General features: G+C 56.1%; 14 protein-coding genes. 3 read left to right on the top strand and 11 right to left on the bottom strand.

Annotated elements, in window-relative coordinates:
• The first annotated feature begins 119 nt into the window (after positions 1-119).
• Positions 120-878 (top strand): hypothetical protein, encoded by a 759-nt coding sequence (locus DQN55_RS05975; RefSeq protein WP_172601021.1) that lies wholly within the window; start codon positions 120-122, stop codon positions 876-878.
• 237 nt (positions 879-1,115) lie between these two features.
• Here DQN55_RS05975 and DQN55_RS05970 read toward each other — a convergent pair whose 3' ends face one another.
• Complete coding sequence (locus DQN55_RS05970; protein WP_048377843.1) at positions 1,116-1,460, bottom strand: YggL family protein; 345 nt, start codon at positions 1,458-1,460, stop codon at positions 1,116-1,118.
• A gap of 231 nt (positions 1,461-1,691) precedes the next feature.
• On the opposite strand from DQN55_RS05970, the gene dacB reads away from it, so the two are divergent.
• Positions 1,692-3,158 carry a D-alanyl-D-alanine carboxypeptidase/D-alanyl-D-alanine endopeptidase gene (gene dacB / locus DQN55_RS05965; RefSeq protein WP_048377844.1) on the top strand — a complete coding sequence of 489 codons (1,467 nt, stop codon included), beginning with the start codon at positions 1,692-1,694 and terminating at the stop codon, positions 3,156-3,158.
• Between the two features lie 94 nt (positions 3,159-3,252).
• Here the strand turns inward: dacB and rlmKL are convergent, their stop codons facing one another.
• A complete protein-coding gene (rlmKL, locus tag DQN55_RS05960) occupies positions 3,253-5,523 on the bottom strand; it encodes a bifunctional 23S rRNA (guanine(2069)-N(7))-methyltransferase RlmK/23S rRNA (guanine(2445)-N(2))-methyltransferase RlmL (protein ID WP_048377845.1) in 2,271 nt (756 codons plus the stop codon).
• A gap of 539 nt (positions 5,524-6,062) precedes the next feature.
• Here rlmKL and rmf point away from each other — a divergent pair.
• Positions 6,063-6,278 (top strand): ribosome modulation factor, encoded by a 216-nt coding sequence (gene rmf, locus DQN55_RS05955; RefSeq protein WP_074702867.1) that lies wholly within the window; start codon positions 6,063-6,065, stop codon positions 6,276-6,278.
• A gap of 120 nt (positions 6,279-6,398) precedes the next feature.
• Here rmf and DQN55_RS05950 read toward each other — a convergent pair whose 3' ends face one another.
• The 9 genes from DQN55_RS05950 to ppsA all read right to left on the bottom strand — a co-directional run bounded on the left by DQN55_RS05950 (position 6,399) and on the right by ppsA (position 15,619).
• Positions 6,399-7,424 carry a quinone-dependent dihydroorotate dehydrogenase gene (locus DQN55_RS05950; RefSeq protein ID WP_048378441.1) on the bottom strand — a complete coding sequence of 342 codons (1,026 nt, stop codon included), beginning with the start codon at positions 7,422-7,424 and terminating at the stop codon, positions 6,399-6,401.
• 143 nt (positions 7,425-7,567) lie between these two features.
• Complete coding sequence (locus DQN55_RS05945; RefSeq protein ID WP_048377846.1) at positions 7,568-8,539, bottom strand: OmpA family protein; 972 nt, start codon at positions 8,537-8,539, stop codon at positions 7,568-7,570.
• Positions 8,540-8,645: 106 nt separating this feature from the next.
• Positions 8,646-9,236 carry an RNA polymerase sigma factor SigX gene (sigX, locus tag DQN55_RS05940; RefSeq protein ID WP_088499998.1) on the bottom strand — a complete coding sequence of 197 codons (591 nt, stop codon included), beginning with the start codon at positions 9,234-9,236 and terminating at the stop codon, positions 8,646-8,648.
• A gap of 90 nt (positions 9,237-9,326) precedes the next feature.
• Positions 9,327-10,151 carry a mechanosensitive ion channel family protein gene (locus DQN55_RS05935; protein ID WP_048377848.1) on the bottom strand — a complete coding sequence of 275 codons (825 nt, stop codon included), beginning with the start codon at positions 10,149-10,151 and terminating at the stop codon, positions 9,327-9,329.
• A 2-nt stretch (positions 10,152-10,153) separates the two neighbouring features.
• Complete coding sequence (locus tag DQN55_RS05930) at positions 10,154-10,399, bottom strand: hypothetical protein (protein WP_048377849.1); 246 nt, start codon at positions 10,397-10,399, stop codon at positions 10,154-10,156.
• Between the two features lie 63 nt (positions 10,400-10,462).
• Positions 10,463-11,458 carry a CorA family divalent cation transporter gene (locus DQN55_RS05925; protein ID WP_048377850.1) on the bottom strand — a complete coding sequence of 332 codons (996 nt, stop codon included), beginning with the start codon at positions 11,456-11,458 and terminating at the stop codon, positions 10,463-10,465.
• A 23-nt stretch (positions 11,459-11,481) separates the two neighbouring features.
• On the bottom strand, positions 11,482-11,973 hold the full coding sequence (gene rraA, locus DQN55_RS05920) for a ribonuclease E activity regulator RraA (RefSeq protein ID WP_048377851.1): 492 nt from the start codon (positions 11,971-11,973) through the stop codon (positions 11,482-11,484).
• Positions 11,974-12,116: 143 nt separating this feature from the next.
• Positions 12,117-13,139, bottom strand: coding sequence for an alpha/beta fold hydrolase (locus DQN55_RS05915; protein ID WP_048377852.1), 1,023 nt, complete (start codon positions 13,137-13,139; stop codon positions 12,117-12,119).
• Positions 13,140-13,243: 104 nt separating this feature from the next.
• Positions 13,244-15,619 carry a phosphoenolpyruvate synthase gene (gene ppsA, locus DQN55_RS05910; protein WP_048377853.1) on the bottom strand — a complete coding sequence of 792 codons (2,376 nt, stop codon included), beginning with the start codon at positions 15,617-15,619 and terminating at the stop codon, positions 13,244-13,246.
• Between the last annotated feature and the right edge of the window lie 105 nt (positions 15,620-15,724).

The raw sequence follows: 15,724 nt of genomic DNA, 5'->3' as shown, positions 1-15,724 counted from the left end.
AGAGCATGGCGCATCGTCCATTCGAGGCAACCGGCTCACGCCAGAGCAAGCCCTATTGGCAATCCTGCGCGCCACCGCAGGCAGACAACCCTGAAGAGGTTTTAACGTTGACTCCCTCCATGATCGCCCTGCTTGTCGTCGCCGGGATTGCACTGCTGATAGCCATCGGTTACCTGAACCATGTGGTGGAACGAAACAAACTGGAGAAATCGCGCCTCAAGATCGAACTCGATGACCGTATACGTCGCTGCGGCGTAGTCAACGAGACCTTTCCGGGTCAGTTGATGTCGTCGGCACTCAAACTTCTGCTGACCCGTCTTGAGCTCAACGCCACACAGCGCCTGTTGCTGGTACAGAAAAACGATGCCTCGCTGAAGGCACAAATAACCGAGCTCAACGCGCTGATTGCCAGAGGAGAATCGATCCCGGTCAACAACCCGCCGCGGCCGGTTCTGACTGAAGCCATCGCTAAAGACGTGCGCTTCCAGCTTGAAACACTGCACGGGCAAATCACCCGGGCAGCCAAGGATGGTTTCTTGCCGGGCAACGAAGCCAAACAATGGCTCAAGGAAGTTCGCCACTTGCTGGTAGTGCTGCATATCGAATTTTTTAATCACCTGGGCAAGATTGCCTTGCAGCAGAACCAGCCCGGACAAGCGCGCCTGGCCTATGAAAGAGGCGTTCAGTACTTGCGCTCACAACCCGTGCCAGCCATGTATGGGGCACAGCTGAAAGAGTTCGATGCCCAATTGGCACGCGTCAACGCCCAAGTATTGAGCGATCAGCAGCCCGCAACAGATGAAGTCAACGAGTTGACTGAAGGCCTGAAAACAGACGAGACCGATACCGACTGGAAGAAAAAATCCATTTACGACTGAGCCGGTAGCCACAGCGATTCCGGGCTTGAGTACGCTTCGGCGCTTATCGCGACCTGTACCCGCAACCACAAAGTACGTAAACCGTCGGAGCGGCTGCGAAACGCCCACGCAGTTTCGTACCAGGCAACGGGTGCGCAGTATTCAACTATTTAAGGACGGTCAAGTACCCGGAACGGGTCAGAAGGGAAATACGTAAAACACATAAAGGCAGCCGCACGGGCTGCCTTTATGTTGACATCAGGCTACCGGATTGATTGGCTTTTCCGGGTACCATACGTCCATCAGCGGGCTAGCTTCAACGCTGGTCAGCTCTGGGCGAGCCTTCAACCAGGCTTCAACAGCGGCACGCTGCTCTTCGCTGACCGAACCGCGCTTCTGCAGGCAAACCAGACCGTAGTCGTCGCCGCCAACATAGCCCAGACCGTTAGCTTCCATGGCTTCTTTCAAGAACGCTTCGAGGAAAGCGTCGATAGCCTCTTCCGACAGGTCTTCTTTGAAATCCAGGTTCAGCTCAAAACCCAGCTCCTGAAATTCATCAACGCACAGTTTTTTGCGCAGACGCTGGGAACGATTAGTAGCCATTGAACAATCCTCTTAAGTAATAACGGCGGCACTTTACCAGCTTCAGGCCTCGACTGCCCGGTTCCGTGTGAGCGGCTCATCGTTTTCTACGCTTAAATAAGTCATAACCGACACCAGACCGATGCGCAACCGCAATGGCGTTGGGGCATAATGCCAACACTTTTATGACCATGAAGGCGCTTTTCATCATGCCTTCTTATTTTTCCCCTCGCCTGCAGGGTTTTACTTCATATGATCAAATCTTTACGACCATTGCTTCTCGCCGGCTTTTTCCTGCCGCTCGCCTTCGGGGCCAACGCAGCCCCCATCAACACCACTCTTTCACCCAAGGTTCAGCAAGCCCTCAAGACCAATAAACTGCAGAACGAGGCGCTGTCGCTGGTAATGCTGCCACTCAACGGCCCTGGCATACCCACCGTATTCAATGCTGACGTCTCGGTGAATCCGGCCTCTACCATGAAACTGGTGACCACCTTCGCAGCCCTGGAAATGCTCGGCCCTACCCATCAGTGGAAAACCGAGTTCTACACCGACGGCACCCTGAGCAATGGCATCCTACAAGGCAACCTGTACCTCAAGGGCGGCGGCGACCCCAAGCTGAACATGGAAAAACTCTGGCTTTTGATGCGCGACCTGCGCGCCAATGGCGTACAGCAAGTCACGGGGGATCTGATCCTGGATCGCGGCTTCTTCGTACAACCGCAACTTCCGACGTTTGATGACGACGGCAATGACAAAAACAAACCGTTCCTGGTCAAGCCCGACTCGTTGCTGGTCAACCTCAAAGCCCTGCGTTTCATTGCACGCAATGATTCCGGCAAGGTGCTGATTTCGGTCGAACCACCGATTGCGAGCATTCGCATCGACAACCAGGTCAAGGCAGTCAACAGCAAGCAGTGCAACGGGAACGTCCGTTATAACCCGGTACCGCAGGCTGACGGCTCGGTACTGGTCACCGTAAACGGTCAATTGGGCGATGGCTGCAACTCCCAGACTTACCTGTCGCTACTTGATCATGCGACCTACACAGCTGGTGCCGTACGCGCCATCTGGAAAGAACTGGGCGGCAGTATTCAGGGCCAGGACCGTCTGGGCAGCGTTCCAAAAAGCGCCAAGGTCCTGGCACGGGCCTTCTCGCCAGACCTGGCCGAAATCATTCGCGACATCAACAAATACAGCAACAACACCATGGCCCAGCAGCTGTTCCTGAGTCTCGGCGCGCAATTCCGCAATAACGCCGATGGCGACGATGCCAAAGCCGCACAACGCGTCGTGCGTCAGTGGCTGGCCAAAAAAGGCATCACAGCCCCGCATCTGGTCATGGAAAACGGCTCCGGCCTTTCACGTGCCGAGCGCGTCAGTGCCCGGGAAATGGCGCAGATGCTGCAAGCCGCCTGGAAGAGCCCCTACGCCGCCGAGTTCATCAGCTCCATGCCGATTGCAGGCAAGGACGGCACCATGCGCAAACGCCTGAAGACCACCGCCATGAACGGCCAGGCACACATCAAGACAGGCACCCTGAATACTGTACGCGCCATTGCCGGCTTTAGCCGCGACAGCAATGGCAACACATGGGCCGTTGTCGCCATTCTCAATGACCCACGCCCTTGGGGCGCCTCGGCAGTGCTCGATCAGGTTCTGCTGGACCTGTATCGCCAACCTCAATTGCCCAACAGCGCGGTGTCCATCGCACAGTAAGGGTTCTGGAACACAATAAAAAACGCCCCCGACCATAAGGCCGGGGGCGTTTTTTTATTGCCTGTCGTACATCGCGTTGATGGCGGCAGACAATTTACCGGGCGCTGATCTTCCAGGCACGGTGGATTTTGCCATTACGGGCAAAGTCCGGATCGATGGTGCTGGCAGTAATTTCCTCGACCGCATAACGGGCTTCCAGATGCTCATCGAGGATGAACTTACGGAAGTTATTCGAGAAATACAGCACTCCGCCTGGCGCCAGACGCGCCATGGCCAGGTCCAGCAACTGCACGTGATCGCGCTGGACATCGAAAATGCCTTCCATGCGCTTGGAGTTGGAGAAAGTCGGCGGATCAATGAAGATCAGGTCGTACTCTTCTCGGCAGGCATCCAGCCACACCATCACATCGCCCTGCTCCAGACGGTTCTTGTCCGAGAAGCCGTTCAGGGACAGGTTGCGACGCGCCCAGTCCAGGTACGTCTTGGACAAATCAACGCTGGTAGTGCTGCGCGCGCCTCCCTTGGCAGCATGCACACTGGCGGTTGCGGTGTAGCAATACAGGTTGAGGAAGCGCTTGCCCGCAGCCTCTTTCTGAATACGCATGCGCATAGGACGATGATCCAGGAACAGCCCGGTGTCCAGGTAGTCCGTGAGGTTGACCAGCAGCTTCACACCGCCTTCATTGACCTCAGTGAACTTGCCCTGCGCGCTCTGACGCTCGTACTGCTTGGTGCCGCTCTGGCGCTCGCGACGCTTGACGATCACACGGCTCTTGTCGATGTTCAAGGCTTGGGGGATAGCCGCCAGCGCATCGAACATACGGGCCGAAGCCTTTTCTGGATCGATGGATTTTGGCGCAGCGTATTCCTGGACATGAACCCAATCGTGATACAGGTCGATGGCCATGGAATACTCAGGCATGTCCGCATCGTACACACGGTAGCAATCGATGCCTTCACGCTTGACCCACTTGCCCAACGCCTTGAGATTCTTCTGCAGGCGGTTGGCAAACATCTGCCCGCCTTCACTCAAGCGCGGCTGCTCGATCACTACCGGGGCCGGCTTGATCGGGTTACCGTTCTTGTTGAACTTCTCGTATTTGCCCGGTGCTTCAAGATTGGACGGCAGATCAGACTCAGCCTGTTCCCGTTCGACCTGACGCTGCTCAGGGGTACGACGCTCGCCCGTCACGAACTGATCCGGCACAACCTTGATCAACAGCAGCTTGCACGGCAAGGCGCCGTTCCAGAAGGAATACTGCTTGTGGCTGCGAATACCCATGCGCTTGCCCAGATCCGGGGCCCCGGTAAATACCGCAGCCTCCCAATTCAAGCACGCCTGACGGAGCCGCTCGCCAAGGTTCTGGTAGAGGTAGAGCAAGCTCGCCTCATCGCCCAGACGCTCACCGTACGGAGGGTTGCAGATAACCAGACCTTTCTGGTTCTGGTCTGGACGAGGCTCAAACGTCGCGACTTCACCCTGGTAAATCTTGATCCAGTGACTCAAGCCTGCCCGTTCAATGTTGTTGCGCGCGGGCTGGATCAGACGCGGGTCGGCTTCATAGCCACGAATCCACAACGGCGGCTTGGCCATGCCGACCTCTGCCCGCCCGGTCGCTTCTTCGTGAAGTTTTTTCCAGATGGCAGGCACGTGACCGAGCCAGGCATCGAAGCCCCAGTGGATACGATTCAGGTTGGGCGCCATGTCGGCAGCGATCATTGCGCCCTCGACCAGGAACGTGCCCACACCACACATCGGGTCAGCCAGGGCAGCGCCTTCGGCCGCCAGACGCGGCCAGCCGGCACGAATAAGGATCGCGGCGGCCAGGTTTTCTTTCAGCGGAGCCGCGCCTTGCTGCAGGCGATAGCCACGCTGGTGCAAGCTGCTGCCCGACAGATCGAGGGACAAAATGGCTTCGCCACGGTCCAGGCGCAAATGGATGCGCATGTCCGGGCTGATCTTGTCGATGGACGGACGCTCGCCAGAGGGCGTGCGCAACTTGTCGACAATGGCGTCCTTGACCTTCAAGGCACCAAAGTGAGTGTTATCGATGCCCGAGCCATGGCCGCTGAATTCAACAGCCAGCGTGCCGTCCGGGACCATATGATCCTGCCAGTCCACATCCAGAACGCCGTGGTACAGGTCTTCCGCATCTTTCATCGGGAAGCGCTTGAGTACCAGCAATACGCGGTTGGCAAGACGCGACCACAAGCACAAACGGTAGGCCGTTTCCATGCTCGCCATGCCACGGATGGCCGAAGTGTGCTCGCGGGCTTCCTCTAGACCAAGGCCGGTAGCCTCCTCAAGGAGCAGACCTTCAAGGCCTTTGGGACAGGTAAGGAAGAGTTCGTAACGATCCGACATGGGATTCCTGAGCTTTTAGCTATCAGTGAAGAGGCAACGCATTGCCTGCTCCGTTTTCAATCAAGCGCTTTTCTTGAAGAGCGCTCGTGTGGCACGAAACTGTGCCGTTCCACCCCAACGATCATTCATGCCCGCAGGCACGAAGAGTTTAGACGCAGGGGCAGGTCATTCATCGAGAAATACGATGTCACTCTCAGACCCTTCGTCGAATAGTCCCCGGACAATACAGAGGGTATTCGCAGCGGAGAATGAAACGCATCAACGTTGCAAACTCTCACCCCATCAGGCTTTGGTCGAATCCGACCTTGAAGTGAGAGCCTTTCTTATGGCCTTAACACCAATATCGTTACGTCCTTATGACAAAACGATCATTCACACGCCATGACGCATTGGTTAGAACTGGACGCATGTTGTCGCCGCACAGACGGCAACGAAAATGCTCGCCACGCCGGCAGCGAGCACCAACGGCAGAAGCATTCTGCCCCGACCTTTGTCAGGTCGACGCGATATACACAGTCAACAAGTGAGGGCAACACCCTATGAGAAGACTTAAGCGTGATCCGTTGGAAAGAGCTTTTTTACGCGGATACCAATATGGCGTTCATGGAAAATCCCGTGAGCTTTGCCCTTTTACTCTACCGTCGGTACGCCAAGCCTGGATTAACGGCTGGCGCGAAGGACGCGGCGACAACTGGGACGGTATGACAGGCACTGCGGGCATCCACAGACTCAACGAACTACGCGCCGTCGGCTAGGGCAACTCTGGGCAAACTCCGACATCATCTTGAATACGCAACGACTTAACCATGCTCGTCCCATCCGGACGGCGGGCTTCGGCCCAGGGGCTCCTTTAGGGAGCCCTTTTTTATGCGCCGTTATCCGCGCGGCAATGCAGAAATGGCATCGACCGACTCACGAATCAATGCCGGCCCCTTGTAGATGAAACCTGAATAGAGCTGCACCAGACTAGCACCTGCAGTGATCTTCTCTGCTGCGTACTTACCTTCAGTGATCCCGCCCGCTGCGATAATCGGCATGCGCCCAGCCAGTTCGGCTGCCAGCACTTTGACCGTATGGGTGCTTTTATCGCGTACCGGAGCACCGGACAGACCACCGGCCTCGTCACCATGCTCCATACCCTCAACGCCTACACGACTTAAGGTGGTGTTGGTCGCAATCACTGCATCCATGCCGGTCTCAAGCAGCGCCTGAGCCACGAGAACAGTTTCCTCGTCGGTCATGTCGGGGGCGATCTTGATCGCCAGTGGTACGCGCTTACCGTGGCGTTGTGTCAGCTCGTTCTGACGCAACTGCAAAGCTTCAAGCAACTGCTTGAGCGAATCGCCAAACTGAAGAGTGCGAAGTCCGGGAGTATTCGGCGAGCTGACGTTCACGGTCACATAGCTGGCGTGGGTGTACACCTTATCCAGGCAGATCAGGTAATCATCCACCGCCCGCTCGACCGGGGTATCGAAGTTCTTGCCGATATTGATTCCCAGGATGCCGCTATATTTGGCTGCCTGAACCCGCGCCAGCAAATGATCAACGCCCTGGTTGTTAAACCCCATGCGATTGATGATGGCCTGCGCTTCTGGCAGTCGAAAAATACGTGGCTTTGGATTGCCTGGCTGAGGGCGCGGGGTCACCGTACCGATCTCAACAAAGCCGAAGCCCAGCTGTGCAAAACCATCAATGGCTGCACCGTTCTTGTCCAGACCTGCGGCCAGCCCGACCGGGTTTGGAAAGTCGAGTCCCATTACCGTCACTGGCAGTTTTGCCGGTGTCTTGCACAACAAACCATTGAGCCCCAGACGGCCGCCCGCACCGATCAGGTCCAGGGACAGATCATGGGAAGTTTCAGGGGAGAGTTTGAAGAGCAACTGGCGGGCCAGGTTATACATGGGCTGAATGGACTCAAAGGGTGACTTGAAGAGGACGCGATTATAGCCGGCCATCCCTCATGCAAGCGAGGGGCACCAAGCCAAATCGCAGACAAAGAAAAACCCGACCGAGGTCGGGTTTTTCTGAACAGCCTAGCTAAATATTACTTAGCTTCTGCTTGAACGGTCGCTTCTACACGACGGTTCAGTGCACGGCCATCAGCAGTTGCGTTGCTTGCAACTGGGTTAGCTTCGCCGTGACCGACTGCGTCTACACGGTTAGCTTCAACACCTTGGTTAACCAGGGCTGCACGAACAGCGTCAGCACGACGCTGCGACAGCTTTTGGTTGTAGGCGTCTGGGCCTACGCTGTCAGTGTAACCAGCAACAGTAGTGTTGGTCGCAGGGTACTGCTTCATGAAATCAGCAACGTTGTTGATGTCAGGCATGTACTGCGATTTAACAACCGACTTGTCGAAGTCGAATTTCACGTCAAGTTCAACGCGAACCACTTCAGCGATCGGAGCTTCTGGTTCTGGCTCAGCAATCGGTGCTGGAGCAACTGGAGCAGGAGCTACTTGGCCGCCGTTGCCGCCGAAGTTCACACCCAGACCAACGGTAGGAGCGTAGTCCCACTTGCCGTTGTCCAGTTTGTAGTCAGCTTCAACGCCTGCACGAGCGAACAGGTTGTTGGTGATGTACCACTTAACACCAGCGCCTGCAGTCAGGAAAGTCGACTTGTCGCGACCGTTGTGGCCATTGGCCTCAACGCCGGTCATGCTCTTGTGAGCAACACCGCCGGAAACGTATGGACGCAGAGCGTCGCCAACGGTGCCGAAGTGGTACTGAGCGTTCAGACCAAAGTTGTCGCCTTTGATTTTCTGGTGATCACCCTTCGAGGAACGAGTGTGGTGAGTCGCGTCGTAGGTCAGGTTCAACGAAACGTCGTCGGTCAGGAAGTAACCGATCGATGCGCCTGGGTTGTAACCGTCTTCTACGGACTTGACGCTGTCGTTGTACTGTTTTTTGTAGAACAGTTCACCCTCGACCGCGCCTTGGCCTTGTGCCAGGGCACCGAACGAAGTTGCGGCTACAAAGGAACCAATGGCAATGCCCAAGGTGTTTTTCAGTTTCATCCGTTAAATCCCCATCTGGTGATTGTAAAGCAGTCCCACATACCGGGGGACAACTCGGCGGCAAGTCTATCAGACCTTGCCTACACGTAGAGCGATTTGCGCTGAACTAAGTTTCAGCAATACCTGCAAATTTCTCACGCAATTTGTCAAGTGCACGCTTGTATCTCATTTTTGTTGCACTCAAACCCATATGCATTATGTCTGCGATTTCCTGAAATTCCAGTTCTGCGACAAAACGCAGCACTAAAATTTCCCGATCAATCGGATTCACATGCACCAGCCAGCGATCAAGTCCGCCCTTTTCCTCAGGTTTCGGCGCCTTTTCCTCAGACGCTTCCTCAAGGGGGTCAATACTTAATGCGTCCATCAAGCGACGCTTTCGCCGTTCCTTTCGATACTGTGTAATGCATTCGTTATAGGTGATGCTATATAGCCATGTCTTGAATTTCGATTTGCCCTCGAAATTTTTCAGACCATACAACACTTTAAGCATCACCTCCTGACAGACATCGTCAGCATCACGATCGTTCCCTAAATACCTTGAACAAACGCTGAACAAAGTTCGTTGATAACGCCGCATCAACTCTTCATAAGCACGTGTGACGTGAAACAACTCATCATGCGCGCGCGCCACTAACTCCTCATCAGAGAGCTCGCGGGGGTCGTAGCGCATGGATAGCGGTTGGGCTTTATTCAAAACGAGTCGTGCCGACAGTCAGGTCAATATCCGCCACAGCCCAGGGAACAGACTTTTTTGCGGCGGCATACATTAGCAGGGTTTGCCGCATCAGCGGCTGGTCACGTGCTGCTCCAGCAAGATCCGATTCGAGATGGAGACTAGCTCACCCTCATCGGTCAGCAACGTCGTTTTAACCGTACCAATTTCTTCGATCTGCCCTTCGACCTCGCCCACACGCACTTCTTGCCCTACTTGATATAGCTCACGCACATAGATCCCGGCAAGGATCTGACCCGCAATTTCCCGACTTCCTAGCCCCATTGCCAAAGCAACGGCCAGACCAACGGTTATCAACACAATCACGATCACGTGGTTCAGCAGGTCGGTTTTGACCTCTAGCTGGCTGATCGCCACGGAAATACTGATGATGATCACCAAGCCTTGAGCCACACGTCCCAAGCCACTGGCGTAATCAAACCCGACACTCTCGCAGGCGCCACGGACCAAGCCATTCAGCAATTGTGCAACCAGCACACCCGCCAACAGCACCAGAATCGCGCCAAAGACCTTTGGCAAGTACAGGGTGAAAATATCCAGAGTAGCTGAAACACGTTCCAGGCCAAGCGATTGAGCCGCCGAGACCAGGAAAATCAGCAGGATGAACCAATAGACAATTTTGCCTATCAGGGTAGAGATCGGTACCTGGATCCCTGCGCGCCCCAGAATCTTGGTGAGGCCGGTGCCGGCCATCAGGCGATCAAGGCCCAGCTTGGCAAGCAATTTGGACAGCAAGGTATCAAGCAGTTTTGCAACCACGAAACCCAGCAGGACCACCACCAACGCACCGAAGAGGTTGGGAATGAAATTGGCAATTTTAGTCCACAAGGCAGTCATTGCCGTGACGAGGCTCTGGGTCCAGAGATCAAGTTCCATGTTCAATCAGCCTTATCAGCAGGGCGAGCAGCAGGTTTGCGTCGCGAAACGGGCGCAATATGAGCTGAACCGCTGTTCAAAGCAATCATCAGTGCTTGCATCCAGCGGCCCAGAAGACTGAAAAGATCACCCGCGCCGACCTGGCGGTTCGCGGTTTTCAGTACTCTGCCCAGGCAAGCGTCGTCGTCGCGATTGGACGGCGGCGCCTTGAGCATTTCACGTAACGACTGTTCAAACGGATCGTGCATAAGCACCTCTCGATATGTCTGTTAAAGACGCGAACATCACCAGCCGGGTCACATTCCCCCAATTCAAAGCCACTGAAGCCTACGATAAAACCACCATTGCCCTACACCGATGACCAACATCAAACCGCAGGTCACCGCAAAGCCGTACGAGTCATCGGCGAACGGCACGCCGCCCACATTGATACCCAGCAAACCGGTGATAAACGTGATGGGCAAGAAGATCCCGGTGAGTACCCCGAAGCGATACATGATGCGGCTCATGCGTACGTTCAGGCGCCTGTCTTCCGCCTCAAGGACAAGCCCCACGCGCTCGCGGGTCAACTCAAGTTCTTCCAGGTAGCGGGTCAGGCTGTTGTTCAGTTCGTTCCAGTAATCGGCATCATCCGCGCTGAACCACGGTAATCGAATGCGCGTCAGTTGCCCGAAAATATCACGCTGAGGGGCCAAAAAACGACGCAAAGCAGCGGCTCGACGACGGATCTGCAGGATGGAGCCGTGCTCAGGAGTGTACCGTTCGTCGGCATCTATTTTATCTTCTTCGTTATCGACAATTTCTGACAGCTCGCCGATCAAATCCTGAACCTTGAGCGTCAGGTGCTGGGCCAGGTAGAGGATGAGCTCTGCAGGGTTTTTAGGGCCTTCGCCCAGATCAAACTCGCCCAGCAGTTCATCAGTGGCGCGCAGCGGGCGCAGGCGCAATGAAATAACGCGTTGCGCACTGCCGAATATACGCAGTGAGACCATGTCCTCAGGCTCTGCGCCAGGGTTGAGATTGACTCCGCGCAAGAACAGCAGCAACTCATTGTTGGGCAAAGGCAACAAGCGTGGACGGGTATTTTCTTCAAGCAGCAAATCGCAGCTGAAATCGCTTAAACCACTCGAATGACGTAACCAACCCTGGGTTTGCGGATGACTTCGATCCAGATGCAGCCAGAGGCTTTCGTGGGGTTGCAGGTGCAGATCGTCCAGCTCGGTACGCGCAATTGACCGCGCACCGCCCTCGCCGTCCAGCACCAATGCGTGTACCAGCCCCCACTGAGCGTTTTCTTCCTCGTACATCCGTGTTCCTTAGCGTTAGGCGGTTATTGCGGGGGATTCAACGCAGAAGGCGAAATAATCACGCCATTATTGTCGGCATAGATAAATTCGCCTGGACGGAAAGTGACACCCGCAAAAGTAACCGCCACGTTCAGCTCACCAACACCTCGCCGTGTGCTTTTCATCGGGTGGCTGGCCAGGGCCTGCACGCCGAGATCGGTTTGTGCAATGACATCAACATCACGGATACAGCCGTAAACCACCAGGCCTTCCCAGCCATTTTTTGCCGCTTTCTCAGCCAGCATGTCACCCAGCAACGCACAGCGCAGCGAGCCACCGCCATCAACCACCAATACCTTGCCATCACCTTTGAGCTCAACCTGCTCCTTGACCCGCGAGTTGTCTTCAAAACACTTGATGGTCACGATCTCGCCACCAAAGGAATCGCGCCCGCCAAAATTGCTGAACATGGGCTCAAGCACTTGCACCCGCTCAGGATAGGCATCGCACAGATCGGGAGTGATGTAGTGTTTCATGAATAACTCCAGTAATAGGTGGCAACTGCCGGGATGAAAGGTTGAACACTATCTTATAGACGCTCTGGCAGGAGCCGGTTTTAAACTTGCCATGGCCATCGTCACAGGACTCACCAAGAAAGTGACCGCGACAGACGGAATCGTCACATAGTAGCCGTTGCCCCAGTGGCCCGATACCCCGCCTCCACATCAGTAATACTTCCCGCCTGCATTTTCGGCGTGCTGTGTTCGACTAACCACGTATAGACCTTTGGCCATACTTCCTGCTGAGCTGCCTGGCTGACAAGCATTTGTACATGGTCAAAATCAACGCTAAAGCCGTGCTCGCGCCCTAGGCTCATAAAGGTGCGCTGCTGCGAACCCAACTGATCATAAAGCTTGCGGCACGCCCATTCCGGCGTCACACGATCACCTGCAGCAGCGACAGCCAGCAGGGGAACCTGCACGTCAGCGAGCCCGGCCCACCAATCGCGCTCGGTATCTTTGAAGCGCCCCATGAAGCCATTCCAGCGCAAGGCTTCGAGGGCAATACCGACGGGTTCGTCTTCCGGACCGCGCTTGAGCCGAGAACCTGACAACCGAGGAAAACGCTTCAATAACAGATAAGCCGCCCACTGTATGGGCGGAATTTTAAGCGCCCAGTAACGACGACTGACCTGACATCCAAAAAATGCCACCGACGCCACGTCCCCTGCGTCCAGATACTGCCCGCCCAGCGCTGCGGCCAGGCTGATACCACCCTGGGAGTGCCCCATCCAGTGCGGCACCTGCCCGCTCTGCTCGCGCACAAACGCAGCGATAGCCGGCAAATCATAACGGGCATAGTCCGCCACACAGTTGCTTGACCAGCGCTGGTTACGCGAGGAAAGGCCGTGGCCGCGCATCTCTGGCAGCCAGACATCAAAACCGGCGCGAGCCAAAAAGGCACCCAGCCCGACACCTTTGGGCGAATACCAGAAGCGTCGGTTAGAAAAACCGCCATGCAATAAAATCACGGGCACGCCTCTGACCTGGCTGGCGCTTGCCATGCCCAGCCGGGTCACCACCAACTCCACGGAAATATCCGGGCTATTGGCGGGTTTCAAGCGATAAACGTCTTCGCTCAGATCACCCCGACGCTCAGCGCTGATCAGGGCAACGGGAAAAAGCTGACTGCTGCTTTGCATAATGCTCTTGCACAAAAAAGGGCGAACCCTTGACGGAACTCGCCCTACCACTGCGTATAAAGAGAAGAACCGCCGTCTGGCGGCTCTCCTCTTCTCTCAACGACTCAAGCCTGAGCCTGGCCTTCAGCCAGGAAGAACCAGGTTTCCAGCACGGTATCTGGGTTCAGGGACACGCTTTCAATGCCCTGTTCCATCAACCACAGCGCCAGATCCGGGTGGTCGGATGGGCCCTGACCGCAAATACCGATGTATTTGCCAGCCTTGTTACACGCCTGAATGGCGTTGGACAGCAGCTTTTTCACTGCCGGGTTGCGCTCGTCGAACAAGTGGGCGATCACACCGGAGTCGCGATCCAGACCCAACGTCAGCTGAGTCAGGTCGTTGGAACCAATGGAGAAGCCATCGAAGAATTCAAGGAACTCTTCAGCCAGGATCGCATTGGAAGGCAGCTCGCACATCATGATCACGCGCAGGCCGTTTTCGCCACGCTTGAGGCCGTTTTCAGCCAGCAGGTCAATCACCTGGCTCGCTTCGCCCAAGGTCCGTACGAAAGGCACCATGATTTCGACGTTGGTCAGGCCCATCTCGTTGCGCACACGCTTGAGCGCACGGCATTCCAGCTCGAAGCAATCGCGGAAGTTTTCGCTGATGTAACGCGAAGCCCCACGGAAGCCAAGCATCGGGTTTTCTTCTTCTGGCTCGTACAGCTTGCCGCCGATCAGGTTCGCGTATTCGTTGGACTTGAAGTCCGACAGACGCACGATGACTTTTTTCGGTGCAAACGCAGCCGCGAGGGTGCTGATGCCTTCAACCAGTTTTTCGACATAGAAGCCGACCGGATCATCGTAGCCGGCAATACGCTTGTCGACGCTGTCCTTGATGTCCTGTGGCAGGCCGTCGTAGTTCAGCAGGGCCTTGGGATGCACGCCGATCATGCGGTTGATGATGAACTCCAGGCGGGCGAGGCCCACGCCGGCGTTCGGCAACTGCGCGAAATCAAAGGCGCGGTCGGGGTTGCCGACGTTCATCATGATCTTGAACGGCAACTCCGGCATCGCATCTACCGAGTTTTTCTTGATGTCGAAGCCCAGTTCACCTTCGAAGATAAAACCGGTATCGCCTTCGGCACAGGAAACCGTCACGCCCTGGCCGTCCTTCAACAGCTGGGTGGCATTGCCACAGCCAACGACTGCCGGGATCCCCAGTTCACGGGCGATGATCGCCGCGTGACAGGTACGGCCGCCGCGGTTGGTCACGATGGCGCTCGCGCGCTTCATCACCGGCTCCCAGTCGGGGTCGGTCATGTCCGACACCAGTACGTCGCCCGGCTGGACCTTGTCCATCTCGGACACGTCCTTGATGATGCGAACCTTGCCTGCGCCGATGCGCTGACCAATGGCGCGACCTTCTACCAGCACGGTGCCGGTTTCTTTCAGCAGGTAGCGCTCCATGACATTGCCCGCCGAGCGGCTCTTCACGGTTTCAGGACGGGCCTGAACGATGTACAGCTTGCCGTCATCACCGTCCTTGGCCCACTCGATGTCCATCGGGCACTTGTAGTGCTTCTCGATGATCATTGCCTGTTTGGCCAGCTCGCTGACCTCGGCGTCGGTCAGGCAGAAGCGGGCACGATCCGCTTGATCAACGTCGATCACCTTGACCGATTTACCGGCCTTGGCTTCGTCGCCGTAGATCATCTTGATTGCCTTGCTGCCCAGGTTGCGGCGCAGGATGGCAGGACGACCGGCTGCCAGGGTTTGTTTGTGAACGTAGAACTCGTCCGGGTTGACCGCGCCTTGTACGACGGTTTCGCCCAGGCCGTAGGCGCCGGTGATAAACACCACGTCACGGAAGCCGGATTCAGTGTCCAGGGTGAACATCACACCTGCGGTGCCGGTTTCGGAGCGCACCATGCGCTGCACGCCAGCAGACAGGGCGACCAGCTTGTGGTCGAAGCCCTGGTGCACACGGTAGGAAATCGCACGATCGTTGAACAGGGAGGCAAAAACCTCCTTGGCCGCACGAATGACGTTTTCTACGCCACGGATGTTCAGGAAGGTTTCTTGCTGGCCGGCAAAAGAGGCGTCCGGCAAGTCTTCAGCGGTGGCCGAAGAGCGCACGGCCACCGCCATGTCCGGGTTACCCTCGGACAATGTGGCGAATGCGGTGCGAATTTCAGCATTGAGCTTTTCCGGAAACTCGGCTTCCATGATCCATTGGCGGATCTGGGCACCGGTCTTGGCCAGCGCATTCACATCATCGACGTCCAGCGCATCGAGCGCCGCGTGAATCTGATCGTTCAGCCCGCTGAGTTCAAGAAAATCGCGGTAAGCCTGAGACGTCGTGGCAAAGCCACCGGGAACCGAAACACCAGCGCCTGCAAGATTACTGATCATCTCGCCGAGGGATGCGTTCTTGCCCCCCACATGCTCTACATCATGGACGCCGAGCTTATCGAGGGAAACTACGTACTCTACCAAGGTGATCTCTCCACTAACTGTGTTGGAAAAGCTCAGGGCACTGGACGCTCATCAGGTGGGCATCGCAGCGATTGTGGCCTGGACCTGGAAAATAAGTGACACTGC

Source organism: Pseudomonas taetrolens (assembly GCF_900475285.1).
GTDB lineage: Bacteria > Pseudomonadota > Gammaproteobacteria > Pseudomonadales > Pseudomonadaceae > Aquipseudomonas > Aquipseudomonas taetrolens.
This window is presented reverse-complemented; position numbering and strand designations above follow the sequence as displayed.